This is a genomic window from Caballeronia sp. GAWG1-1, assembly GCF_023631465.1.
GTDB lineage: Bacteria > Pseudomonadota > Gammaproteobacteria > Burkholderiales > Burkholderiaceae > Caballeronia.
Genome location: NZ_JALQDB010000008.1, coordinates 44,064 through 66,355, shown reverse-complemented (window position 1 = coordinate 66,355; position 22,292 = coordinate 44,064). Strand labels below are relative to the sequence as shown.

Below are 22,292 nucleotides of genomic sequence, written 5' to 3'. Positions count from 1 at the left end.
GCCACGATTTGGCCGATCACCGACGCGCTCCACCCCCCTACTTGGGCACACCCCTTGCTCCTTTTCGAATCAGGTATCCGCCTCTTGCGGTGCATCAAAATTCGAGCAATGAAGGAGTGAAGCAATGGCAATTTCCCTCGACGGTTACAGGGTCGCGATTCTTGCATTGGACGGCTTCGAGCAAGCCGAACTAGTCGAGCCGCAGCGCGCGCTCAAGGAAGCCGGCGCGCAGGTCGATGTCATTTCTCAAAAGCCCGGACAGATCCAGGGCTTCAAACACGTCGACAAAGGCGACAAGGTCGATGTGGACCAGACCTTCGACGCTGCCAACGCATCCGATTACGACGCCGTGGTGCTGCCGGGCGGCGTGGTCAACGGCGACGCCATCCGCCTGGACGCCAAGGCGCAAAGCTTCGTGAAGGAAGCGGATCAGGCGAAGAAGCCCATCGCCGTGATCTGCCATGGCGGCTGGCTGCCGATCTCGGCGGGCATCATTGCAGGCCGCACGATGACGAGTTGGCCGAGCCTGCAGGACGACATTCGCAACGCGGGCGGCACTTGGGTCGATCAGGAAGTACAGATCGACGGCAATCTCATCACGAGCCGCAAGCCCGACGACATTCCCGCTTTCAACAAGGCACTGATCGACGCGCTCGGCAAGACGCGCGCCGCCTGAAACAAGAAGCGACGGGGCCACCGTATTCAACAAGAATCAACGACCAAAACGGAGTCGAGCCGATGATGCCGCGATCGTTGTTCGCAGGCTGCGCAAGTGCGATAACGCTGGCCGTTGCCTGCGCTGCTCACGCGCAGACCGTCGACGCCGCAAGCGCCAAGCTGTCGAGCGTCGACCAGCAGTTCGTGCAAGACGCCGGCACCGCGGGCGCGACCGAAATCGCGGCCAGCAAGCTCGCGCTCACGCATGCAAGCGGCAAGCAGGTAAAGGACTTTGCACAGCGAATGATCGCGGATCATACGAAGCTCGCGCACAGCCTGGATGGAATCGCAAAACACCACGGCATGAGCGAGCCACCGAGCGCGGATTCGTCGGTGATCGGCAGCCTGCAAAATCTTCAGGGCGATGCATTCGACGATGCCTATATCCAAAAGGTAGCCGTCGATGGGCATCGCAAGGCCATGGAGTTGTTCAAACAAGAAAGCGAGCAAGGCAATGACGCCGCGCTGAAGGCAGTCGCGGCGAAGGCGTTGCCCGTTATCGGCCATCACTACGCCATGGCGCAACAACTGGCGAAGGCAAAGGCGGCGTCATGAGCGTCTTTCAATTCATGGAAGTCATCGATGTATCCGACAGCCCTGCAACACGGCTGACCCGCGCCGTAGCGGACGCGCATGCAAGACATCGTCCGGCCTATGAGGATTCGACCATGCATATCACCTTTGCAGACGAAAAACCCGTGTTCGATGGCGACGACCTCGCCCTTCACTTCACCGCGCTCGTCGACTCCGAACCCGTCGTGTGCTCGATCAGCGCCGAAGCGCTGGAAGATCATTTCGGCGCTCCATCCGCGCGCGAGGACGATCTGCTTCCCGCATTCGAGCGCGGCGAGGCGCGCATTCGCGCGGTATGCGCCGAAGTGCTCGATGACAACGGCGGCGTGCCCGTCGTGCTGCGCAGCGGCTTGTTCCGCGTCGCGGGACTCGAACCGGATTGAGCAGGACTTACATCGTTAATCCTTTGTCCCGCGAGCGCACGCGCCCGGGCCGAACCACGCAACACTGAAAAGAAGGAGGGAATATGTCCCTGATCATCGCGGGTCGCTTCCAGACTTTTCCCGCGGCTGAAGCCGCGGCGCAGCGCCTCTTCGAACGCGGCTTTATCGAAGAAGACGTCACCCTGTTCTTCGTGAATCCGGGCGGTCAACATGCGCGGCATCCGCTGGGTGGCGATGTCGGCACCGACGTCGGCGCGCGCTCCTCGCCCAAGGGCGCGGGTAAGGGCGTGACCATCGGTGCGGTCGTGGGCGCTATCGTCGGCGCGGCGCTCTTCGCCATCTTCAAGGCGCCGCTGATCGTCTCGGCCATTGCAGCGGGTGTCGGCGCTTACGTTGGCTCGCTAGCGGGCGCGATGTCGCATACCAAGACCAAGGAATCGGCTCACACCGAAGCGGCGCCGCGTCATGCGGGCGTGCTGGTCGCAGTGCATGTGTCGCCGGAGAATTCGAACGATGCCGCCACCATCTTGCGCGATGCAGGCGGCGTCGATGTCGAACGCGCGTCGGGCCGCTGGCAGCAAGGCAAGTGGAGCGACTTCGATCCGTCCAAGCCGCCGAAGCCGGTGGAAAAGTTTGCGGAACATCGTGCCTGAAGCGAATGACCGCGGAAAGCGGTCTGCCGGGCACGCCGCGTGCGGCTACTCGTACCAGAGCCAACGTGCCGGATGTTGCACGATGGCAAGATCCAAACTAATAGGAGGTGTCATATGAGCACGAACGTCGTATCGGTACTCAACGATCTCATCGAAACGTCGAAGGACGGCGAAAAGGGTTTCCTCAAGGCCGCCGAAGAGACGCGTGACGCAAGCCTCAAGCTGCTATTCCAGGACCGCGCGCAAGCCTGCACGACCGGCGCACGCGAGTTGCAGGAAATCGTTCAGCGTCTGGGCGGCACGCCGGAAACGGGCGGCTCGGTTGCAGGCGCGCTGCATCGCGGCTGGGTCGATGTCAAATCGGCCGTCACCGGTCACGGCGATCACGCGATTCTCGCCGAATGCGAGCGCGGTGAAGATTCCGCCAAGAAGAACTATCGCGAAGCACTCGACAAGGATTTGCCCGCCGATGTGCGTGCCGTGGTCGAACGCCAGTATCAGGGCGTGCTCGAGAACCACGACCGTATCCGCGATCTGCGCGATCAGTACGCCGCGGCGAAGTCCTGATTCGGTTTAGCGTCGAAGCCGCGAGGTTGGCGGCTCGTGATGCGACAGTCGCCGCGCCAAGTGCGCGGCGATTTTTTATTGCGGCGCGCGCGTCGAAGCGAAAGCTCAAAGAGAAACGGCCGCTTGCGCGGCCGTTTCAGTGAAGCAGCAGGCAACGACGAAGGCTTACTGCGGCTGACCCTTGTCGTTCGTCCCGAGCGCGGAAGCCGCAGCGGCCGCCGATGCGCCCTTCAGCTTGTGCGCTTTGTCTTGCTGATGCAGATACGTGCCTTTCTGCTTCTTCGCCGGAGCGGCAGCGGCGTCGGAAGCCGCTTGCGCGAATGCCGTCGTCGAGAATGCGAGTGCCAGCGCGCCAATCAAGGCCATCTTTTTCGTCTTCATAAGAGCTCCATTTGCCGTGGCCCTTGGATGCATCGCGAAGGAAGCATTCGCAGGCCGGCTTTGCGTAACGTCCTCGAACGGACGTACTTCGTTTTAAGGTAGCAAAGATGCTGCGAGGGTATTGCGTGTCATGCCTGTCTGCGACTTTCGCATGGCCGCGCGCACGTTCTCCACGCTGCTCATGCAAGAACCCGCGCTAGAAGCCTGGCTTCATCGCTCAAGAGAGCGATTCGCCGAACTTCCGCGCGGGTTCCGGTACTACGACTGCTACACCGCGACCCGCCGTGGCGAGCCGGGCATATGCACTATGCCATTAGTTGGCAGCGATTTTAAGATGGTTTTTCACGGAAGCAACACCGGAAACCTGCTTAACGGTTTCTTCGGCGGCGGTCTTGTCTTCCGCCGACGGCACCGTACCGGTCAGCGAGACGACGCCGGCGCGCGTCTTGACGTGAATATGCGTCGACTTGACGTTCTTCGCTTGCAGCAGTTCGGCCTTGACCTTGGTCGTCACTGCGCTGTCATCGACCTTTTGGCCAACGGACGTGTCCGTCGAACCCGAGTTCGTCGTCGTGGTCTGCGCGTTCACGTTCAGCGCGAACACGACACATGCGATACCGCCAGCAGCTTTGAGGAATTGAGTCGTCTTCATGGCAATACTCCATTTTTTCGATTTTCGATACTGCGCGTCCGCGGCTTTGAGCCTATTTGCGGAACGCCCCGTGGGTGCTGCTTTTAGTGATGCTCGATCACGTTCGCCGCGTGTTGCACGAATCGTGTCCCCCCTACCGCAACTTGCGTGCCGTGCCCCGTCAAAAGTGCTTAGTGGGTCTCCGCACGCAGCAAAAAAGCCCGACGAATCAAAGGGCTTGGCGCTTCTCGAAGTAGTCCTCCGCGAGCGCGGCATCGACCGCTCAAGTCCGATCCATAAGCCCGGAAGGGCGCGGCGCTTTTGTCTGAGTGCGTGTAAAAAGTGCGCGAAAGCATCGCTTCGCCAAGTGAAAACAAGCCGTGGACAAAGATCGAAACGTAGATGCAGCAGGCATCCGATGCGCATTGGCATAACCATTGCTTAAGTCCTCGTCACGAACACCTCTCAGTCCAGAATAACGAGGATTAGCAAGCAATGCCGCCTACACTCGAACTTCGCACCAAGCAAAGCCTCGCACTCACCCCGCGCCTTCAGCAGTCGGTACGCCTGCTGCAGTTGTCGTCGCTGGAGTTTCAACAGGAGTTGCGTAACGCGCTGGACACGAATCCGTTTCTCGAATACGACGAGTCGCAAACCGAAGACAACGCCCTTTCCGCCGACAACGGCAATTCGATGAGCGACTCGCCGCTCTCGAATTCGTCCGACAATGCGACCGAAACGCCGATGGCCTCCGAAAGCAGCATGGACAGTGACTCCGGCGGCGACAACAATTCGCGCGACGACTCCATGAGCGACTACTCGTCCGATCCGTTCGGCCGCAGTTCGACGCGCAATAGCGGCGACGGCGAAGGTTCCGATCCCGCCGACTGGGTACGCATCGAGCCGTCGCTGCATGAGACCTTGCACGATACGCTGCGCCTCTATCAACTGAGCCAGCGCGACCGCGCGATTGCCCAGCTCATCATCGAAGCATTGGATGACGACGGCTATCTGCGTCAGGAACTGAGCGAACTCGCCGATGTGGTCGATATCGAACCGGCGCTGACCGAAGACGAACTCACTATCGCACTCAAGCTCGTGCAGTCGCTCGATAAGCCGGGCGTCGGTGCGCGCAATCTCTCGGAATGCCTGACCCTGCAGCTCAATGCGATGCCCGAAGGCACGCCGGGCCGCGCCGTCGCACGCGAGATTGTGGGACATCATCTGGAACGGCTTGCACGCCGCGAGCAGGCCGAACTGCAAAAGAAGATCGGCTGCAGCGCGGAAGAACTGCGTATAGCGTGTGCGCTGGTGCGTCGTCTCGACCCGAAGCCCGGCGAGAACTACGGCGCGAGCGAAGACAACTACGTGGTGCCGGACGTCATCGTGCGTCAGGTCAAGAAAAGCTGGGTCGTCACGATCAATCCGGCGGTGTTGCCGCGCGCGCGCATCCACCGCATGTACGCGGAATTGTTCGCGCAGTCCGCTGGCGCAAGCCGTTCGCCGCTCGCGCAACAGTTGCAGGAAGCGCGCTGGCTGATCCGCAACGCGCAGCAGCGCTTCACGACGATCCAACGCGTGGCCGAATGTATCGTCTCGCATCAGAAGGCGTTCTTCGATTACGGCGAGATCGCACTCAAGCCGCTCGTCCTGCGCGATGTCGCCGACGAACTCGGCCTGCACGAATCGACCATCTCGCGCGCTACGGGCAACAAATACATGTCGACGCCGCGCGGCATCTTCGAATTCAAACACTTCTTCCCGCGCGAACTCAGCACGGAAAGCGGCGGTACGTGCTCGGCTGCCGCCGTGCGCGCGCTGCTCAAGGAAATGATCTCGAAGGAAAACTCGCGCGACCCGCTATCGGACGTGAGCCTTGCCAAGATGCTCGCGGATCAGGGCGTGATCGTCGCGCGCCGCACGGTGGCGAAGTATCGTCATCTGATGAAGGTGCCACCCGCCGAGTTGCGCCGCCAAGCCTGAACGCACGCAGATTTCACGCGCTGACGCATTGGGCGACGACCCGGTCAAGAGAGTCGCCTCGTAGCCTCAGCATGCAGCCGCCCTTTCAACGGGCGGTTTTTTTATGCGCGGCCGAATCGCCGCGTTTAGTTAAAGCGCTAACGCCAGCCTGCTTCTCGATGCGTGCGTCTGCGTGCCGCCGTTGCCGCCAGCTCCGCGCCGAGCAGAAACACCGCCGCCGAGTAGTAGAGCCACATGAGGATGATCGCGAGCGACCCCGCCGCGCCGAACATGTTCGCCGTGCCCGCATGCGCGAGATAAAACGCAAACAGTCGCTTGCCCGCCTCGAACAACATGGCCGCCGCGGTTGCGCCCAACGCGGCGTCGCGCCACATCATGCGCGTGGTCGGCAAGAACTTGAGCAGAAGCGTGAACGCGAGCATGAGCATGCCAAGTGAAATTGCGCGCTGCGTGACGCTCGACAGAATGATGAACGGATTGCCGTCGCCGAAAGCCCAATGGCCGAGCACTTCGACGAGCGCATCGAGCACGAGCAACGCAACCACCAACAAGCCGGAGCCGACGACCAGGCCGAAAGACATCAGCCGAACGCGCAGCAGCGAGACGATGCTTTCCTTCGCGCTCACGATAGGCGTGGGCCAGATCACGTTGAGCGCGCTATGCAGCGATGAAAACGTCGCCGACGCGCCGATCAGCACGCCGCCCGCCGAAAGCAGCGCCGTGCTGCGCGCGATATCCGCGTGCCACGCGTTGGCGACGATGGCTTCGAGCGCGTGCGCCGCATCGGGGCCGACCACGCCGCTGATTTCATCGAAGAGTCTGCCTTGCACGGCATCCGCGCCGAAGAAAACGCTCGCGACCGCGATGACGATGACGAGCGTCGGCGCCAGCGAGAACGCCGCGAAAAACGAAATCGATGCGGAGAACATCAGGCAATGGTCCTGAATCCATTGCCTGACGGGATCGACGAACCACGCAACCCAGCCGAAACGCGACGTGCGGCCGACAGCGACAGGCGTGGAAGAGGTCGGAACTTCTCGGGTCATCGGCGTGAGCTTGGCGGTTATCAATCGCCGATGTTAACGCCGCTTCGAAAGACGTGCGTAAAAACGGCGCGCCGCAAGTACATCGCGGCACGCCGTATCGATCGTTAATGCGTGCTCAGACCTTGTCTTCGTCGTCCGCAGGGTCGGCGTCTTCGTCGAGCAGGCCGCGCGTTTCGTCCTCGATGTCGTCCGGCAGAATGTCCGCGTCCGGTTCGAGATTGTGGTCGCCGTCGGCGGATGCTGCCTCGCCGGTGCCGTAGCGGTCGGTATCGCTCGCGAGTTCGGCTTTGGACTGGCCGAGCGCGTGGGCATCGAGTTCGTCTTCGATGTCGCCCGGATGACGCATTTCGCCCTGCACGTCGGAACCGCTATCCGAGGAATCGCTCGGACCTAACGCGCCTGTGCCGTGCCCCTTGCCAACTTCGATCTCGCCTTCTTCATTGGGATTCAGAGTGCTTCCGCTCATCGTGACCTCCTTCGTTTCGTGTCGAAGGTTGAAGCGCAAGGAGCGTTCCGCGCAAGCCTCTTGGCGTCCAATGGCGCGCACAAATAAAAACCCCGCGCCTCGTCGAGGCGCGGGGTCTTCTGGTTACACGTTCAAGCCTTGGCGGAGGGCCGTCTTGCCTGCGTCGATGTACTCGCGCCCTGGCGCACCGTCTTGACGGTCTGCTCTGTGACGGAAGTCGCGGTTGCGACGCTGCGCAGATCCGACATGAACGAATCGCGCCACACGGACAGATTGTTCTCGCGCAGCGGCGCCATCATGTCGGCGTGACGCGCCTGACGTTCGGCGAGCGGCATCGACAACGCACGTTCGAGCGCTTCGGACATCTGCGACAAATCGAACGGATTGACGACGAGCGCGCCCGGCAGTTGATCCGCCGCGCCGGCGAATTGCGACAGCACGAGCGCGCCCGGATCCGCCGGGTCTTGCGACGCGACATATTCCTTCGCCACGAGATTCATTCCGTCACGCAGCGGCGTGACATATCCGACCTGCGAAAGCCTGAAAAGCGCCATCAGCAGATTGCGTTCGTATTTGCGGTTGAGATATTGAATCGGCGTCCAGTCGAGTTGCGCAAAACGGCCATTGATACGCCCCGCTTCGCCTTCCAGGTTCTGGCGAATGCGCTGATATGTCTGCACGTCCGAGCGTGTCGGCGGCGCGATCTGCACGAGCGAAACGCGGCCATGCCAGCCCGGCGCGTTGAGCAAAAGGCGCTCGAAAGCCTGGAAGCGCTCGACGAGGCCCTTCGAATAATCCAGCCGATCGACGCTCATGATGAGCTTGCGGCCACGCATGCTGTCGCGCAGGCTCTTGACCTGCTTGCGGTTGGAGAACTGATCCGCTGCCTTGGCGATGGCGTCCGGATAGATGCCGATCGGATACGCGCCCACTTTCAGCATGCGGCCGAACGCCTGCAACATGCCGTCTTCGCTCAGATGACCACGCCCGCTACGTTCGACGTAATCGGTGAAGGACTGCTTGTCGGCATCGGTCTGAAAGCCCACGACGTCGTACTGACACATGCCGGCAATCAGTTCCTCGTGCGGTGGCACGGTTCGCATCACTTCCGGCACTGGAAACGGAATGTGCAGAAAGAAGCCAATCGGATTCTGGATGCCGATCTTGCGGCACTCCTGCGCGAACGGCAGCAAGTGATAGTCGTGTACCCAGATGATGTCATCCGGCTTGATGAGCGTCTTGAGCTTCGCGGCGAGTCCCGCGTTCACGCGCATATAGCCCGCGTATTCCTCGCGATCGAAGCGCGACAGGTCGTTGCGGTAGTGGAAAGTCGGCCACAGCGTGGCGTTCGAAAAACCACGGTAATACTGGTCGTAATCGCGGCGCGTCAGGCCGACGGTGGCATACGTCACATTGCCGTTTTTCTCGATGACAGGGTCAGCCGCTTCACCGACGATCTCGCCGCTCCAACCGAACCATACGCCGCCCGTCTCCTTGAGCGCATCCAGAACGCCGATAGCAAGGCCGCCCGCGCTGGGCTTGCCTTCCTGAATCGGCGCGACGCGATTCGAAACCACGATCAATCTGCTCATTACAGCATCACCTCTCAGTTGTCGTTGCTTGCTCGAATTGGCGGCTGAAAATATGCAAGAGCCGTGCCTTTTTGAGACACGGGCAGGATGAAAATTCGTATCCAAGTGTTACGAACGAAATCGGACACGCGGTAAGCCGTCGCCGCGTAGAAGTTTTTGCTCTTTTGTCGAAGGAAACGAAGGCGGTGAAATCAGGAATCCTGCTCCGAACCCAGGTCGCGCTGATAGTCGATTCCCTCGCGGCGCACGCCGCCCTGATTGTGCTCGCCGTCGGGCGGAGCGTCAGGTGCGGGGCGGTTCTGGCTGGCGGGATCGTGTTCGATCGGCGGTGCCGGCGCGGCTTCGACACCAGCGGTTTTAGCCGCCTCGGCGCGTGCTTCGCGCTTGGAAGAGTGACGCGCGGAGCGTCGGAGTGCGGGATGCCTCATCAATGCCTCCAGAGAAGAAGGCCGTCGAAAATGACGTCGGCGGCGTCGGACCGATCTTGTCGCAATGCGTCTTCGTTAGGAAAATCGACCGGACACTGCTTGCAGCGCCGGTCATTGTTGCTCGCTACGTTGTAATCCCTACCTTCGAGATGGAAACTTATTCAAAGCTTGCACAGATTCAGTGAATGGTCGAAAGTCCGCCAATTCGCTTATTGCACGTGCGGCGCTTCGTTCGGTCCGGGCGGCGGGTCGCCAATGGGCTGCATCGGTTGTTCGGGCGGCTCGCGAGTCGGATCGGGATTCGTGTCGGGCGGAATCGGCGTAGGCGGCGGCTGATCGGGCGGCGTCACGGGCGGGTCCGGCGGCTGGGGCGTCTGCGCGCTGATTCGAGCGCTATCGGGTGCGAAATCGGGCATGTCAGGCTCCTTGCGGTCTTGTGATCGTAATCGCCGCATCCACGCTCCTTTTTCTTGCGGTTTCCCGCGCGTGGATGGCAGTCAAAGGTCAGCAAGGCCTATGCCCTTGTTTCTTCCAATTTACGCCTACCTCGCGCCAGGACTCCGCTTCATTATCGGCGCTGAATCCGCATGCGACAAATAAAAAAGCCCGCGCTTTTGCAAGCAGCGGGCAATGTTTTGTCTAAAGATAAGCGACGTTCAGGTATTTTCGCTATCCGCGTCAGAAAGGTCTCCCCCTTCTCCGACGGCTGCCTTGCCAGCGGAATCCTCGCCGTACTCGACGAGCCGGTTATACAGCGTCTTCAGGCTGATGCCGAGAATCTCCGCCGCCCGCGTCTTCACGCCGCCGCATTGTTCGAGCGTCGCGAGGATGAGCTGCCGATCAGCCTGCGCGAGCGACGTGCCGAAGGGAATCGTCACCGCCGTGCCCGCCGAAGGACGCGACAGTGAAATCTGCAGCGGCACGGTGGCCGTGCTATCCGAATCCGTACCCGACATGATGTACGCGCGCTGCACGTAGTTCTTCAACTCGCGCACGTTGCCGGGCCAGTTGTAGGACGCGAGCATTTCACGCACGGCGGCGGGAAACACCTTCTTCGTGTTGTAACGCGAGTTGAGTTCGTCGAGGAACGCCTGCCCGAGCAATTCGACGTCCGTGCCGCGTTCGCGCAGCGGCGGCAGGTTGATCGGAAACACGTTCAGGCGGTGATACAGGTCGAGCCGCAGTTTGCCTTCGAGCACGGCCTGCTCGGGATCGCGATTGGTCGCGGCAATCAGGCGCACGTCCGTTTCGAGTTCCTTCGTGGTCCCGACGCGCATGAACATGCCGGTTTCGAGCACGCGCAACAGCTTCACTTGAAGCTCGATAGGCATCTCGGTGATTTCGTCGAGGAACAGCGTGCCGCCGTTCGCGCGCTCGAAATAACCCTTGTGCTGCCGGTCCGCGCCTGTGAACGAGCCGCGTTCATGGCCGAACATTTCGGATTCGATCAGGTTCGGCGAAATGGCGCCGCAATTCACCGCGATGAACGCGTGCTTGCGTCGCAGGCTCAGCTCGTGCAGCGTCTGCGCGGCGACTTCCTTGCCGGTGCCGGACTCGCCGATCAGCAGCACGGACGCTGCCGTCGGTGCCACGCGGCCGATCTGATCGTAGACCGTTTGCATGGCCGGCGAATTGCCGAGCATCAGCCCGAAGCGGCCCATGCGGCGCAACTCGCCACGCAAGGTGCCGATTTCCGCTTTCAGGTCGCCGGCGCGCGGCAGGCGCGAAAGGATCGCCTTCACGCGCTGCATGTTGATGGGTTTGACCAGATAATCCGCCGCACCCATCTTGAGTGCGCTGACCGCGGACTCGACGGTCGCATGGCCGGTAATGACGATGAACTCGACGCCCGAGCGCGGGTCCAGATCCTCGAACAGATCGACGCCGGTGCCGTCGGGCAGCTTGAGGTCGGTAAACACGACGTCCGGCGTCTGCCGCACGAGCTGGATGCGCGCCTCGCGCAAGTCGCCTGCCGTGGCTGTCGTCAGTCCGTCTTCGCCGATGATCGCGGCTAGCGCCTCGCGGGTACTGGGATCGTCATCGACAATCAATACATGTGGCATTGCGTCTCGATATTTCCAAAGCGTTTTCAGGGTCACACGCCAGGTGCGGCGTGGTCTTCTCCGGGCGATGACACGGTGGACTGCCCGGGCCGGTGCGGCTTTCGGTCATGCGCCCGTTGTGGCTCGAGCTTGAAGTGCATGACGCAAAAAGCGCGAGAAATAGAATAATTTCCGATGCGCTGTACGCTTGGGTCTCTCAGCCGTAAGTTTTTCCATTTAGGCAACTTATGGCGGATATTCGTTGATTATAAAGGTTTATCGACATAAAAACGCACGCCGGTCAGGCGTGCGTGGAGTTCGTTCGAGCGCGGCGGTGATGAAAGCGCCTTCCGGCAGCACTTCGTCGTTCGCAACGGAACGACGGTTGTGGACTACTGCGCGTCAGCTTCGCGGGAAATTCCAGGCGTCTGCCGTGCCGCCTACGCCGTGACCATTCACCTCGTGCGGCGCGGGCAGGCGACTCGACGGCGTCAGCACCTTGCCGCCCTCGTCTTCCCAGCGGTGCAGATCGCGGGCCGTGCGCCGTGTGGCGGCATCGCGCGATTGCGCCCATTTCCATGCAAGCACGCTGCCCACCGCGAACAGCGCCCCGAAAATCCCGATTGAAGGACGTGCCATCTCGTTTTCTCCCTTGGTTATCTAAATCGCTGTTTGTGCCTTGATCTCGCCGATGCGCGCTCTTGACTACTTAGCGCGCTTCGATCAGCGGACAACCAGAAGCCCGATGAGAAAGCCCGCGCCCGCCGCGATACCCAGCGATTGCCACGGATTTTCGCGCACATATTTTTCGGTGCACTCGACGCTGGTCTTGTAACGCGTCTGCGCGCTTGTTTGCGCGTCTTCGAGCGCGGAGCGCGCCGAATCGACGTGATCGCGAAGGCGCGTGCGCAAGGCATCGACGCCCTCGCCCGGCAGCGACGCCGAGAGCCGCAACAACTCTTCCGAGTCGTTGAGCAGCACCTTGATGTCTTCGATAATTTTCTGCTTGCCCAACGCAAGCTGGACAGTCGTCTCAGTCATGAAATCAGGTCCTTGCCTTAGAAATGTGGGGGTGAAGTCTGAAGCTTTGCGTATCTCAATGCGTTTCAGCGCCCGCGAGCGCCTTGGCCACACCGTGCATCGTGAAACGCATGCGCAGATTGCGCAGGACGCCGCCGGCCATCAACGCGACGCCAAGCACGCCGAACACGGCGCTCGTGACGTTCGCCGCACGCGAGAGCGCAGGTGTGCCCGCCGCGTAACCGAGCACGGCACACATGAGCGCGGTCACCAGCGCGACCAGAGCCCAATGGTAAATGTCGATCGGCTCGCGCACCGCGAGTTCCTGTCCGCCGCGCGTCGGCCGCACGGGCTTGCTGGCGTTGCCACCGAAGTTGCCGACCATAGTGCCGTCGCGCGTGGCGGTGTCGAAGTCGAGCGTATCGTCCATGATGCGTGTTACCTCTCTCGCTGCCGTCCGCTCGCAGTTGCGACGTTCACCGACCGCTTGCTGCGAGCCTTTTCGAATAAGGATGGCGTCATAGTTGCAGCTTTCATGCCAGCCGTCGGTGACGGCGTCCAGGAAATGTTCTGCCCGAAGTGGTCCGCGCAAGCCATCACGAAACCGGGTAAGTATTACGCTGTGGACGTGTAAATTCCCCGAGCGGAGCGAGAACCTTGCCGGAAGTCACGCGACGCACATGTGCCAATCAGACAAATTGGGCGATGCCGAACGCCGCACGTTGCCGCAAAGTCGTTGCGAATGGTTAAATAGCGTTTATGAGATGGACTTGTCCGTCTACGGAAAACATCGACCCGCCTGACGAGCGATCGTACGAATGGATCGCGAGCTTGCTTGCCGTCAAACCAAGCGACGTGTTGCTGCCAGGAAACGCCCGAAACTGGCGGCATCGAGCCGAAACTCAGCTAACGCGGCCGGTTCGCATGCTTGGCGCCGCTCTCGCGCATCGACATGCGCCACCACGCTTGACCGATGCCTGGCCGCCATCCGCTCAACCATATTGGCAGAACTCAGGACATATCAGCACACATGGCGACAACCGATCTGGACCCGCCCATCGCCGTCGGCGATACAGCCGCGCAGAAAAAGCGCAATGCGGGGGAAGTGCCGGGCTTGAGATCGTACGGACTGCTGTACGGCTCATCACCCGTGATGCAGGAGTTGTACACGCAGATCGAACGCGTCGCCGGCACCGATGCGACCGCGCTCATCATCGGCGAGTCGGGCACCGGCAAGGAGCTCGTCGCGCGGACCATCCACGATAAAAGCGCGCGCAAGGACGCACCGTTCATTGCCGTGAATTGCGGCGCGATTCCCGACAACCTCATCGAAGCCGAACTCTTCGGTCACGAAAAAGGCAGTTTCACGGGCGCGGTATCGGGACGTATCGGCTACTTCGAACACGCGAATGGCGGCACGCTTTTTCTCGACGAAGTGACCGAGATGTCGCCCGTGCGGCAGGTGAAGCTCTTGCGCGCGCTCGAAACCGGGACGTTCTTTCGGGTCGGCGGCAACGATCTCATTAGCTCCGACGTTCGAGTGATCGCCGCGACCAACCGCGATCCGATTGCCGCCGTGAAGGAAAACGGCTTGCGCGAGGACTTGATGTACCGGCTCGCCGTGTTTCCGCTGCGCGCGCCGCCTTTGCGCGAACGCGATTCGGACCGCGAACTGCTCGCCCAGCATTTTCTGTCCGAAATGAACGCGCAGGAGGGCACGAGCAAGGCCTTCAGCAAACGCGCGCTCGACGTGCTGCGCACCTACTCGTGGCCGGGCAACGTGCGCGAACTCAAGAACACGGTGTATCGCGCGTTCATTCTTGCGGAGAAGACCGTGGAGATCGCGCATCCGCATCTGGCATCGCGCGTGAAGAAGCCCGTCACTCAGGGCGATGCGATGAACGTCTGGGTCGGCACGCCGCTCGCGGATGCGCAGAAGCAGATCATCCTCGGCACGCTCAAGCATTGCGGCGGCGACAAGCGTCGTGCGGCGAAAGCGCTGGGCGTGAGTCTCAAGACGCTCTACAACCGCCTTGGCGCCTATGAAAACGAGGATACCGAATCAGGCGAAGCCCCTTCCGGCGGCAGCAACGAAAGTTGAGCGTCCGTTGGTCACGGACGAACGAAAGGCGAGTGCGTGAAAGCGTTCTCGCCTTTTTTATGGAGCGTTGAGCAACGCGTTCCCGCTGCTTGCAATTTCTTGCAATTTTCTCGAACCGGTAATTAGAAGCATGCTTCAAAATGCGCGAAGCTCGCGATATGCACGTGTCGCGCATTCTTACGTGGCGGGGCTTTGGCGGCGATTCCTCAAGGAGATTCGCAGCCTGGCTCACGGCGCCTGGGCAGACGAAGGAAACCAGCAACATGCAGATCAGGGTTGAATGGCGGGGGCAGCGCGCCGCCGCGCTTGCCGCGATCGTGTCGGGCGCTATCGCCTGCGTGAGTCTCAGCGGCTGCAATTCCCTCTATAGCGAAGGCGCGACGGCTGGCGCCGGTATCGCCGGTGCGGCTATCGCGGGCAAGGTGACGAGCAACGCGGCGGTCGCCACGGGTATCGGTCTTGGCGCGGTGGCGGCGGCGCGGGCGGGCGTGCAGTACTCGCAGCGCATCGTGCATACGGACACGCAGGACAAGATCGCGTCGGTCGCCGGCCCGCTCGACGTCGGCTCGGTGGCGCCGTGGATCTCGGTGCATTCGGTGCCTATCGAAGACGACGAGAAAGGCCGCGTGACAGTGAGCCGCCAGATCAGCAGCGGTACGCTCGACTGCAAGGAAATCGTCTTTTCCGTCGATCGCGACGCGACCAAGGACCGTCCCGCCGACAGCGCGTTCTACGTGGCATCCGTGTGCCGCGACGGCGACAAGTGGAAGTGGGCATCGGCCGAGCCGGCGACGCCGCGTTGGGGCTCGCTGCAATGACGGAGCGCGTGGCGGTATCCATGACGCTGCGCCTCGGCTGCATCGCGGCTTTCGCGGCGGCGTGCGTCGCGATGAGCGGCTGCGCGTCGATTGGCGCGGCAAGCGGTGCGCTCGCGGGCGTGGCGACGGGCGCGGTGACGACCAATCCGGCTATCGGCCTGGGCGTCGGCATTGCGGTGCAGGCCGCGACCGACGAAGTCGTGAAACGCGTGACGAAGTCTCTGCATCAGGATCAGCAGGTTGCCATCGCGGTGACGGCGGGCATGTCGGACATCGGCGAGACGCGACCCTGGAAGGTCAAGCACACCTTGCCGGTGGAAAATGGCCACGGCCAGGTGCGAGTGCTGCGCGAGGTCAAGAGCGCGCTTGCGAGCTGCAAGGAATTCGCGTTCTCCGTGGCGGATGGCGACGATCCGAGTTCGCATGAAGACTGGTTCATCGCGACGGCGTGTCAGCAAACCGAGGGATGGAAGTGGGCTTCGGCGGAACCGGCGGTCGAGCGGTGGGGGAATCTGCAGTAGGCGGAGAGGCAGCGGAACCGCTTTTTTGCTTCGAGGCTTCGAACAAGAAGCGCGGCGAGTCCGCGCTTTTTTGTTGGCTTCGATTCTGGCGATGGCTTGATGTTGGCGGGCCAGTGCAGTGCGAGCCTGCCGCGCCGTTCGTTGACCGTTGCCGTGCGCCTGCTACTTTCGAAAAAGGCGTGACGAGTACTCGCTTATCCTTGCCTCGACCATCAGCGTCGGCACTTGCCTCCAGTACGACGTCATGATCAAAGCCCCAAAGAAAAACGCGGCGTCGTGACCGGCCGCCGCGCCTTTCCCGCAAAAACCATCAATAGCCTCAAGCCTCCACGTCCTCCAGACTCAGCATCTCCGTTTGATCGTTGTACGAGAAGATCTCGCCATAACGACCCCAGTCGATGACCGCATCCAGCGTTTCCTGCGCGGCCTTGTCGGAGAGGAAGTCTTCCAGTTCCTGCTCGAAGCGCACGCGCGGCGCGCGATGCCCCGGCCGCTCGTTCAGCACCTTCTTGATCCGCGCCGCCAGCGGCACGTGCCGCAGCAGATGCTCGGCGAACATCATCTTGCGTTCCTGCGTGCCGAATTCGGCGAATACGCGCGCCTGCGGCGTCAGGAAAATATCGCCTTCGCGCACGTCGGCGAAACCGAGATGCTGCAGCACTTCGGCTACAGGAAAGAGTTCATCGACCTCCAGATGCAGCGTGCGCGCGATTTCCGGCATGTCCGCGCGACCGTGATACGGCTCCGCCGCGAGCGTTTCGATGAGACCCGCCATCAGATTGGTCGACACCGACGGCAGCCAGCTTCCGAGCTCGAGTCCCTTCTTCTTCGATTCATCCAGTTGCCGCGCGGTCATCTTCGCGTAAATGTCGTCGACGAGACGCCGGAACGCCGGGTCCAGACGATTGCGCGGATGCTTGAACGGCACCTTGATCTCGGCCATCACGCGGCCCGGATTCGACGACAGCACCAGAATGCGGTCGCACATGAACACCGCTTCCTCGATGTTGTGCGTGACGATCAGCACCGACTTGATCGGCATGCGCCCTTGCGTCCACAAGTCGAGCAAGTCGGTACGCAAGTTCTCGGCGGTCAGCACGTCGAGCGCGGAAAATGGCTCGTCCATGAGCAGCAAGGTCGGATCGACGACGAGCGCGCGCGCAAAACCCACGCGCTGCCGCATGCCGCCCGACAATTCGCGCGGATAGGCATTCTCGAAACCGTCCAGCCCGATCAGGTCGATGGCCGCCAACGCCCGTTCGCGCCGCTCGCGCGCCGCCACGCCCTGCGCTTCCAGACCCGCTTCCACGTTTTGCATGACGGTCAGCCACGGGAACAGCGCGAACGTCTGGAACACCATCGCGACGCCCTTCGCCGGTCCGCGCAAGGGCTCGTTCAGATAAGTGACGTCGCCGGCAGTCGGCTCGATCAGTCCGGCGATGATGCGCAACAGCGTCGATTTACCCGAGCCCGAACGTCCGAGCAGACCGACTATCTCGCCTTCGCGCAGCGAGAGGTTGGCGTCGTCGAGCACGAGCAGTTCGCCCTGGGTCTTGTTGAATCCGCGGCTCACGTTCTGCACGCGCAGGATTTCCGCGCCCAGGCGCGGCGGCGTGCCGGGCACGCTGGGCGCTGGCGTGCCCGTCGTGCGCGATGCGCCCGGCGTGTTGGGGTTTTGCGTGTTCTTGGTGTTCTGCATCGGAACTCGTCCTCAATCCAGTCGAAGTCTTGCTTCGGCGTAGGCGTACAGCGGGCGCCACAACAATCGGTTGAACAGCGTGACGAAAAGCGACATCACGGCAATGCCCAGGATGATCTTCGGATAGTCGCCATCCGCAGTGGTCTGCGCGATATACGCGCCGAGCCCGTGCGCGACGACGCTCGTCTTGCCCCACGACACCGCCTCCGCGACGATGCTCGCGTTCCACGCGCCGCCCGATGCCGTGATCGCGCCGGTGATGTAGTACGGGAAGATGCCTGGCAGCATGGCCTTTTTCCACCATTGCCAACCGCGAATCTGAAAGTTGGCCGCGGCCTCGCGGTAATCGTTCGGATACGCCGATGCCCCGGCAATCACGTTGAAGAGGATATACCACTGCGTTCCGAGCACGATCAACGGCGAAAGCCAGATATCCGGGTTCAGATGCCAGCGCACGATGGCGACGACGAACACCGGAAACAGCAGGTTCGCCGGAAACGCCGCGAGAAACTGCGCGACGGGCTGCATCTTCTCGGCGAGCGCGGGGCGCAACCCGATCAGGACGCCGACCGGCACCCACACCACCGACGCAATGCCGATCAGCACGACCACGCGAATCAGCGTGATGAAGCCGAGCACGAACACGTGACCGACATCGCTCCAGCCGACGCCTGTCGACACGAACGAGACCACCTTCCACGTGACGAACGCCGTGACGAGCAGCACCGCCGCGCCCCAGGCGATATCGCCGGTGCGCGTGGACGGCACGGTGGCGCGCAACGGCAGCTTCACGCCTTGCAGCGACGGCAGACGAATCGGGAAGCGCGCGGCCTTCGCGAACAGCCATCCGGCCGGCACCAGCAACCGGTGGATCAGCCGCGTGCGGCGAATCAGATCGAGCAGCCACGATTCCGGCGCGTTGCCCGAACTCGTGTTCTCCATGCGGAATTTGTCTGCCCACGCGACAAGCGGACGGAACATCAGTTGATCGTAGGCAAGAATAACGACGGTCATCGCCAGAATCACCCAACCGATCGCGGAGAGATTGCGCTCGCCGATCGCCGCGGCCAGATACGCGCCGATGCCCGGCAGCACGATGCTCCGGTTGCCCACCGTGATGGCCTCGGAGGCGACGACGAAGAACCAGCCGCCCGACATCGACATCATCATGTTCCAGATGAGGCCGGGCATGGAGAACGGCACTTCGAGCTTCCAGAAGCGCTGCCAGTTGGTGAGGTGAAAGCCGCGCGAGACTTCATCCAGATCGCGCGGCACCGTGCGCAGCGACTGGTAGAAGCTGAAGGTCATGTTCCACGCCTGGCTCGTGAAGATGGCGAAAATCGCGGCACACTCCGCGCCGATCACGCGTCCGGGAAAAAGCGCGAGAAAGAACGTGACGGTAAACGAGATGTAGCCGAGCACCGGCACCGATTGCAGGATGTCGAGCACCGGCACCAGCACGACTGACGCGCGCCGGCTCTTCGCCGCGAGCGTGCCATAGACGAGCGTGAAGATGAGCGAGGCGACCATGGCGAGCAGCATGCGCAAGGTCGTGCGCAGCGCGTATTCGGGGAGATTGCCGGGGTCGAGCGAGATCGCCTGCGTCTGCAGGGTGGAAATAGGCGCGAGCGTCTCGTGGAAACCGACAGCGGCAAGCGCGATGATGCAGATGATCATCGGGAACGCGACGAAGTCCCAGCGATTGGGCAAGATCCGCCATACCGACGCGTTCGCCGTGCGGTTCAGATTGAAACCAAATTCCATGCAACGCCCTCCCCGTAAGGCTTTGTTCCAACCGCGCAAGGCGCGGGATAGTGCTCATGACGGCAAGCCGTCGCGCGGGCAAGACGCCTTCGTGATCGATGACTGCCTGATCGTCGACTCTCGTGGAATCCGTCGCGCTACCCGCATGCTCAACGTATCTGCCCGTCCAAAAGCTGACAGACGACACAGAAAACCAGCAATTGGATAACGTCAGGCAGCGGTCACTCTTTAACCAGTGCGTACCGGCTGTGCGGAACCGAGCGACACTACACCAAGTTTCGTGACAGTCACAATCTTTCGGCGCTCAGGCACGGCATTCGTGTGATGTTTCTATTTGCTCTTCGGCGCCACGGAGGCAAAATAAAGGCTTGGTCGCCGTCGCATCCGCATTCTGAATGGTCTGGCTTTCTTTTGACTTAACCTCTGCCCCAAGCCGACGAGCAGGCCGACCAAAACCACGCCGGGAGTGCGTACGAGCAGCGACGAAGGCAACACATAACGCAAGAACCGAACCGCCCGTGCTTACCCTGTGTTGGGTAGACGCCGTCTGTGGAGACAAGGCGCTTGCTGGGCGGCGAAAAACATCGTCCAATCGTGGCTATCACTAACAATAATGAGCGCCGATGCAATGCACTACGCCGCCCCGAAGCCGAACGCCCGTCTGCCCGGCTGTTCTCGCTTGAATCCGCGCGCGGCGTGAGCCAGCGTAGCCGAGAACGCGATGAACAAGACCCTCCTGCACCGACTGATCGCGCTCCTCGGATTCGCGCTGCTCGGCCTTGCGTGCTGGATCGCGGCCGGCTTGCTGTCGGACCGAATGGTACAGCAGGAAATGACGGGCACGGTGCGCACCGAACGACAAATGGCGGCATCCATCGTCGACAACATGGCGCAGGTCATCGCAAGCGATCTCGCGATGTCGCGCGCCATTCCCGCCACGCTCGCACAGGTCGAGCTCATGCAGCATGCGCTCGCGCAATCGCGGGATTATGCCTCGAACCCCGCGGGCTCGGAAAGCGAACGGCGCGCCGAATGGACCGCGCGTCCCAATCTCGCGAAGGTCAACCGCTTCCTCCATGACGCGCAGGGCTTCTCCGGCCTCGATTCCATCTGGCTCATCAACGACCAGGGCTACTGCATTGCATCGAGCAATTCGGCGGACGACAACAGTTTCATCGGCTACAAGATGAGCGCGCGCGGCTATGTCGCGCGGGCGCTGCTCGGCGGCTTCGTCGAGATGTACGGCGTCGGGCGGCTTTCGGGCGATCCGGGCATCTACATCGCCGCGCCGATCTACGACGACGGCATCCTCGTGGGCGCGGTGATCGCCAAGGTGAGCATCGACCGGTTGCGGCATTGGGTGTCGCGGGCCGGCACCTTCGTCACCGATGAAAACGGCGTCGTGGTGATGGCGCACGACGGCGCGCTCGAGTATCAGGCCATGCCCGATGCGCCCGTCGCCCAAATGACACCGCGCGAGCGGCTCGAACATTACCGGCGCGAGGACTTTCCGCCGTTGCGCGTCGCGCATGTCGGCGATCAGATGCGCGCGGCCGAGCACTGGCTCGCGCCGACGCTCGCGGAAACCTTCTATGCGACCAACGGCAGCAGCGTGCCCGCGCTTTACGACGAGCGCACCGGGCTGAATTCGGGGCTGTCGGCGCACATCGTCCATCCGCTCACGAGCTGGCCGGAGATCAGCCGCAACCACAGCCGCGACCGCGTGCTGGTGTTCCTGACGATGCTCGGCGTCGTGACACTCGCTATCGTGATCGCCATCTCGTATTCACGCGAGCGCCGTCTGCATCGCGCGACGCGCGATCTCGCCGAGCAGTTGCAATCGGCCAATACGCTCTTGTCGGCCGAAGCGCGCCACGACGCGCTCACCGGCGCCCTCTCGCGCCGCTACTTTCTCGACACGCTGCGCCACGAAGTGGAACTCGCGCGCTCGGTCGGCACGCCGTTGTCGCTCGCCATCGCGGACCTCGACCACTTCAAGCAGATCAACGACCGTTACGGACACGCGTCCGGCGACCGCGCGCTCGAACACTTCGCCGAAGTGTGCCGCGCGCAGTTGCGTCCGAGCGATGCAGTCGGCCGGCTCGGCGGCGAGGAATTCGGCATCCTGCTGCCGCAGACCGCGCTGGCGGACGCGCAGGCCGTGCTGGAGCGGCTGCGCAAGCGCTTTCATCACGAGCATTGCGCGCATCTTCCCGACGAGGCGGTGTTGTCGGTAAGCATCGGGATTACCGAACTCGCTGCCGACGATGCGCTCGAATGGATTCTCTCTCGCGCCGACCTCGCGCTCTACGAGGCGAAATCGCGTGGTCGCGACCGCAGCGAAGTGCGCCCGGCCGATCCCCCGCCGCCCGCGCGCTATCCCGAGAACTCGCTGATGGGCAAGTAAGCGCGGCATGGCTTGGGAAGGCATCTCGTCGCGCTCGACGGCGGGCAGGTATCATCGACGTTCGATATCGAATGACGCCGCCGTCACGGGAGAAATGCATGAAGGGAAATCTGGTCATCGTGTGCCGCGATCAGGACGCTGAAACGTTCGACCAATTGCTGGCCGAGTACGGCTCGTTCCAGACGCGCCTTTCTTCGACCACATGGTTTCTGAAGATCGCGCTTGCGCCGGAAGTCATTCAGGAGGAAATTCTCGCGCGGCTTGGCAAATACACCACGCATTACATCTTCGAGGCTTCGACGGTGACTTACAACACGGTGGATAGTGAAGCGGCCTCGGCGCTGGAAACGTTGTTTGATTGACGTGGGGCATGGATTAATGCTGCCTCGCCTTGAAACGTTGTTCCATTGACGCGGGTTTAAATAAAGACGCCTCCGGACTTCGACTCGAAGGCGATTTCGCTTTCTCGATGCAGGTTCAACGCTTCGGACGTTGAGCAT

At 62.0% G+C, this 22,292-nt stretch carries 24 protein-coding genes; 11 read left to right on the top strand and 13 right to left on the bottom strand.

Annotated elements, in window-relative coordinates; genetic code table 11:
- Positions 1-124: 124 nt before the first annotated feature.
- From NCT03_RS04405 to NCT03_RS04385, 5 genes are all read left to right on the top strand, one after another.
- Positions 125-676, top strand: coding sequence for a type 1 glutamine amidotransferase domain-containing protein (locus tag NCT03_RS04405; protein WP_250492045.1), 552 nt, complete (start codon positions 125-127; stop codon positions 674-676).
- A gap of 62 nt (positions 677-738) precedes the next feature.
- On the top strand, positions 739-1,272 hold the full coding sequence (locus tag NCT03_RS04400; RefSeq protein WP_244827464.1) for a DUF4142 domain-containing protein: 534 nt from the start codon (positions 739-741) through the stop codon (positions 1,270-1,272).
- Positions 1,273-1,385: 113 nt separating this feature from the next.
- Entirely contained in the window at positions 1,386-1,673 is a 288-nt protein-coding gene (locus tag NCT03_RS04395; protein WP_244827994.1) for a DUF1488 family protein, read from the top strand.
- A gap of 83 nt (positions 1,674-1,756) precedes the next feature.
- Positions 1,757-2,326: a glycine zipper 2TM domain-containing protein gene (locus tag NCT03_RS04390; RefSeq protein WP_244827463.1), complete on the top strand. Its 570-nt coding sequence runs from the start codon at positions 1,757-1,759 to the stop codon at positions 2,324-2,326.
- Between the two features lie 114 nt (positions 2,327-2,440).
- Positions 2,441-2,893 (top strand): PA2169 family four-helix-bundle protein, encoded by a 453-nt coding sequence (locus tag NCT03_RS04385; protein WP_250463990.1) that lies wholly within the window; start codon positions 2,441-2,443, stop codon positions 2,891-2,893.
- Positions 2,894-3,058: 165 nt separating this feature from the next.
- Here NCT03_RS04385 and NCT03_RS04380 read toward each other — a convergent pair whose 3' ends face one another.
- Together NCT03_RS04380 and NCT03_RS04375 are read right to left on the bottom strand one after the other, a co-directional pair.
- Positions 3,059-3,274: a hypothetical protein gene (locus NCT03_RS04380; RefSeq protein WP_244827461.1), complete on the bottom strand. Its 216-nt coding sequence runs from the start codon at positions 3,272-3,274 to the stop codon at positions 3,059-3,061.
- A 313-nt stretch (positions 3,275-3,587) separates the two neighbouring features.
- Positions 3,588-3,926 (bottom strand): BON domain-containing protein, encoded by a 339-nt coding sequence (locus NCT03_RS04375; protein WP_244827460.1) that lies wholly within the window; start codon positions 3,924-3,926, stop codon positions 3,588-3,590.
- 474 nt (positions 3,927-4,400) lie between these two features.
- On the opposite strand from NCT03_RS04375, the gene NCT03_RS04370 reads away from it, so the two are divergent.
- The gene (locus NCT03_RS04370; RefSeq protein ID WP_250492044.1) at positions 4,401-5,888 is read left to right on the top strand and encodes an RNA polymerase factor sigma-54; all 1,488 of its coding nucleotides are present in this window, start codon (positions 4,401-4,403) and stop codon (positions 5,886-5,888) included.
- 137 nt (positions 5,889-6,025) lie between these two features.
- Here NCT03_RS04370 and NCT03_RS04365 read toward each other — a convergent pair whose 3' ends face one another.
- The 9 genes from NCT03_RS04365 to NCT03_RS04325 form a co-directional block, all read right to left on the bottom strand.
- On the bottom strand, positions 6,026-6,934 hold the full coding sequence (locus tag NCT03_RS04365) for a YihY/virulence factor BrkB family protein (protein ID WP_244827458.1): 909 nt from the start codon (positions 6,932-6,934) through the stop codon (positions 6,026-6,028).
- 115 nt (positions 6,935-7,049) lie between these two features.
- Positions 7,050-7,400, bottom strand: coding sequence for a chemotaxis protein (locus NCT03_RS04360; protein WP_244827457.1), 351 nt, complete (start codon positions 7,398-7,400; stop codon positions 7,050-7,052).
- 131 nt (positions 7,401-7,531) lie between these two features.
- Positions 7,532-8,992, bottom strand: a complete 1,461-nt coding sequence (gene otsA / locus NCT03_RS04355; RefSeq protein ID WP_250492043.1) for an alpha,alpha-trehalose-phosphate synthase (UDP-forming) — start codon at positions 8,990-8,992, stop codon at positions 7,532-7,534.
- A 191-nt stretch (positions 8,993-9,183) separates the two neighbouring features.
- A complete protein-coding gene (locus tag NCT03_RS04350; protein ID WP_250492042.1) occupies positions 9,184-9,420 on the bottom strand; it encodes a hypothetical protein in 237 nt (78 codons plus the stop codon).
- Between the two features lie 209 nt (positions 9,421-9,629).
- Positions 9,630-9,836 carry a hypothetical protein gene (locus NCT03_RS04345; RefSeq protein WP_250492041.1) on the bottom strand — a complete coding sequence of 69 codons (207 nt, stop codon included), beginning with the start codon at positions 9,834-9,836 and terminating at the stop codon, positions 9,630-9,632.
- A gap of 240 nt (positions 9,837-10,076) precedes the next feature.
- Positions 10,077-11,483: a sigma-54-dependent transcriptional regulator gene (locus NCT03_RS04340; RefSeq protein ID WP_250492040.1), complete on the bottom strand. Its 1,407-nt coding sequence runs from the start codon at positions 11,481-11,483 to the stop codon at positions 10,077-10,079.
- 381 nt (positions 11,484-11,864) lie between these two features.
- Complete coding sequence (locus NCT03_RS04335) at positions 11,865-12,101, bottom strand: hypothetical protein (protein WP_244827451.1); 237 nt, start codon at positions 12,099-12,101, stop codon at positions 11,865-11,867.
- Positions 12,102-12,185: 84 nt separating this feature from the next.
- Positions 12,186-12,503 (bottom strand): ElaB/YgaM/YqjD family protein, encoded by a 318-nt coding sequence (locus NCT03_RS04330; RefSeq protein WP_244827450.1) that lies wholly within the window; start codon positions 12,501-12,503, stop codon positions 12,186-12,188.
- Positions 12,504-12,558: 55 nt separating this feature from the next.
- Positions 12,559-12,912 (bottom strand): hypothetical protein, encoded by a 354-nt coding sequence (locus NCT03_RS04325; protein ID WP_250492039.1) that lies wholly within the window; start codon positions 12,910-12,912, stop codon positions 12,559-12,561.
- A 600-nt stretch (positions 12,913-13,512) separates the two neighbouring features.
- Between NCT03_RS04325 and NCT03_RS04320 the strand changes: the two genes are divergently transcribed.
- The 3 genes from NCT03_RS04320 to NCT03_RS04310 all read left to right on the top strand — a co-directional run bounded on the left by NCT03_RS04320 (position 13,513) and on the right by NCT03_RS04310 (position 15,922).
- Entirely contained in the window at positions 13,513-14,583 is a 1,071-nt protein-coding gene (locus NCT03_RS04320) for a sigma-54 interaction domain-containing protein (RefSeq protein WP_244827448.1), read from the top strand.
- 263 nt (positions 14,584-14,846) lie between these two features.
- Positions 14,847-15,401 (top strand): hypothetical protein, encoded by a 555-nt coding sequence (locus NCT03_RS04315; RefSeq protein WP_250492038.1) that lies wholly within the window; start codon positions 14,847-14,849, stop codon positions 15,399-15,401.
- On the top strand, positions 15,398-15,922 hold the full coding sequence (locus NCT03_RS04310) for a hypothetical protein (protein WP_244827446.1): 525 nt from the start codon (positions 15,398-15,400) through the stop codon (positions 15,920-15,922). Before NCT03_RS04315 ends, NCT03_RS04310 begins: the two co-directional genes overlap by 4 nt.
- Before the next feature lie 319 nt (positions 15,923-16,241).
- Here the strand turns inward: NCT03_RS04310 and NCT03_RS04305 are convergent, their stop codons facing one another.
- Positions 16,242-17,621, bottom strand: coding sequence for an ABC transporter ATP-binding protein (locus NCT03_RS04305; protein WP_244827445.1), 1,380 nt, complete (start codon positions 17,619-17,621; stop codon positions 16,242-16,244).
- Positions 17,622-17,633: 12 nt separating this feature from the next.
- Positions 17,634-19,385, bottom strand: a complete 1,752-nt coding sequence (locus NCT03_RS04300; protein ID WP_244827444.1) for an ABC transporter permease — start codon at positions 19,383-19,385, stop codon at positions 17,634-17,636.
- A gap of 721 nt (positions 19,386-20,106) precedes the next feature.
- Between NCT03_RS04300 and NCT03_RS04295 the strand changes: the two genes are divergently transcribed.
- Both NCT03_RS04295 and NCT03_RS04290 read left to right on the top strand, forming a co-directional pair.
- Positions 20,107-21,792, top strand: coding sequence for a sensor domain-containing diguanylate cyclase (locus NCT03_RS04295; protein ID WP_244827443.1), 1,686 nt, complete (start codon positions 20,107-20,109; stop codon positions 21,790-21,792).
- A 98-nt stretch (positions 21,793-21,890) separates the two neighbouring features.
- Entirely contained in the window at positions 21,891-22,154 is a 264-nt protein-coding gene (locus tag NCT03_RS04290) for a double-stranded DNA-specific endonuclease (RefSeq protein WP_244827442.1), read from the top strand.
- Positions 22,155-22,292 lie beyond the last annotated feature (138 nt).

Coding starts and splice junctions, on each gene's coding strand:
- NCT03_RS04405 (WP_250492045.1), top strand. CDS start 125: ATGGCAATTTCCCTCGACGGTTACAGGGTCGCGATTCTTGCATTGGAC.
- NCT03_RS04400 (WP_244827464.1), top strand. CDS start 739: ATGATGCCGCGATCGTTGTTCGCAGGCTGCGCAAGTGCGATAACGCTG.
- NCT03_RS04395 (WP_244827994.1), top strand. CDS start 1,386: ATGCATATCACCTTTGCAGACGAAAAACCCGTGTTCGATGGCGACGAC.
- NCT03_RS04390 (WP_244827463.1), top strand. CDS start 1,757: ATGTCCCTGATCATCGCGGGTCGCTTCCAGACTTTTCCCGCGGCTGAA.
- NCT03_RS04385 (WP_250463990.1), top strand. CDS start 2,441: ATGAGCACGAACGTCGTATCGGTACTCAACGATCTCATCGAAACGTCG.
- NCT03_RS04380 (WP_244827461.1), bottom strand. CDS start 3,274: ATGAAGACGAAAAAGATGGCCTTGATTGGCGCGCTGGCACTCGCATTC.
- NCT03_RS04375 (WP_244827460.1), bottom strand. CDS start 3,926: ATGAAGACGACTCAATTCCTCAAAGCTGCTGGCGGTATCGCATGTGTC.
- NCT03_RS04370 (WP_250492044.1), top strand. CDS start 4,401: ATGCCGCCTACACTCGAACTTCGCACCAAGCAAAGCCTCGCACTCACC.
- NCT03_RS04365 (WP_244827458.1), bottom strand. CDS start 6,934: ATGACCCGAGAAGTTCCGACCTCTTCCACGCCTGTCGCTGTCGGCCGC.
- NCT03_RS04360 (WP_244827457.1), bottom strand. CDS start 7,400: ATGAGCGGAAGCACTCTGAATCCCAATGAAGAAGGCGAGATCGAAGTT.
- otsA (WP_250492043.1), bottom strand. CDS start 8,992: ATGAGCAGATTGATCGTGGTTTCGAATCGCGTCGCGCCGATTCAGGAA.
- NCT03_RS04350 (WP_250492042.1), bottom strand. CDS start 9,420: ATGAGGCATCCCGCACTCCGACGCTCCGCGCGTCACTCTTCCAAGCGC.
- NCT03_RS04345 (WP_250492041.1), bottom strand. CDS start 9,836: ATGCCCGATTTCGCACCCGATAGCGCTCGAATCAGCGCGCAGACGCCC.
- NCT03_RS04340 (WP_250492040.1), bottom strand. CDS start 11,483: ATGCCACATGTATTGATTGTCGATGACGATCCCAGTACCCGCGAGGCG.
- NCT03_RS04335 (WP_244827451.1), bottom strand. CDS start 12,101: ATGGCACGTCCTTCAATCGGGATTTTCGGGGCGCTGTTCGCGGTGGGC.
- NCT03_RS04330 (WP_244827450.1), bottom strand. CDS start 12,503: ATGACTGAGACGACTGTCCAGCTTGCGTTGGGCAAGCAGAAAATTATC.
- NCT03_RS04325 (WP_250492039.1), bottom strand. CDS start 12,912: ATGGACGATACGCTCGACTTCGACACCGCCACGCGCGACGGCACTATG.
- NCT03_RS04320 (WP_244827448.1), top strand. CDS start 13,513: ATGGCGACAACCGATCTGGACCCGCCCATCGCCGTCGGCGATACAGCC.
- NCT03_RS04315 (WP_250492038.1), top strand. CDS start 14,847: ATGCAGATCAGGGTTGAATGGCGGGGGCAGCGCGCCGCCGCGCTTGCC.
- NCT03_RS04310 (WP_244827446.1), top strand. CDS start 15,398: ATGACGGAGCGCGTGGCGGTATCCATGACGCTGCGCCTCGGCTGCATC.
- NCT03_RS04305 (WP_244827445.1), bottom strand. CDS start 17,621: ATGCAGAACACCAAGAACACGCAAAACCCCAACACGCCGGGCGCATCG.
- NCT03_RS04300 (WP_244827444.1), bottom strand. CDS start 19,385: ATGGAATTTGGTTTCAATCTGAACCGCACGGCGAACGCGTCGGTATGG.
- NCT03_RS04295 (WP_244827443.1), top strand. CDS start 20,107: ATGAACAAGACCCTCCTGCACCGACTGATCGCGCTCCTCGGATTCGCG.
- NCT03_RS04290 (WP_244827442.1), top strand. CDS start 21,891: ATGAAGGGAAATCTGGTCATCGTGTGCCGCGATCAGGACGCTGAAACG.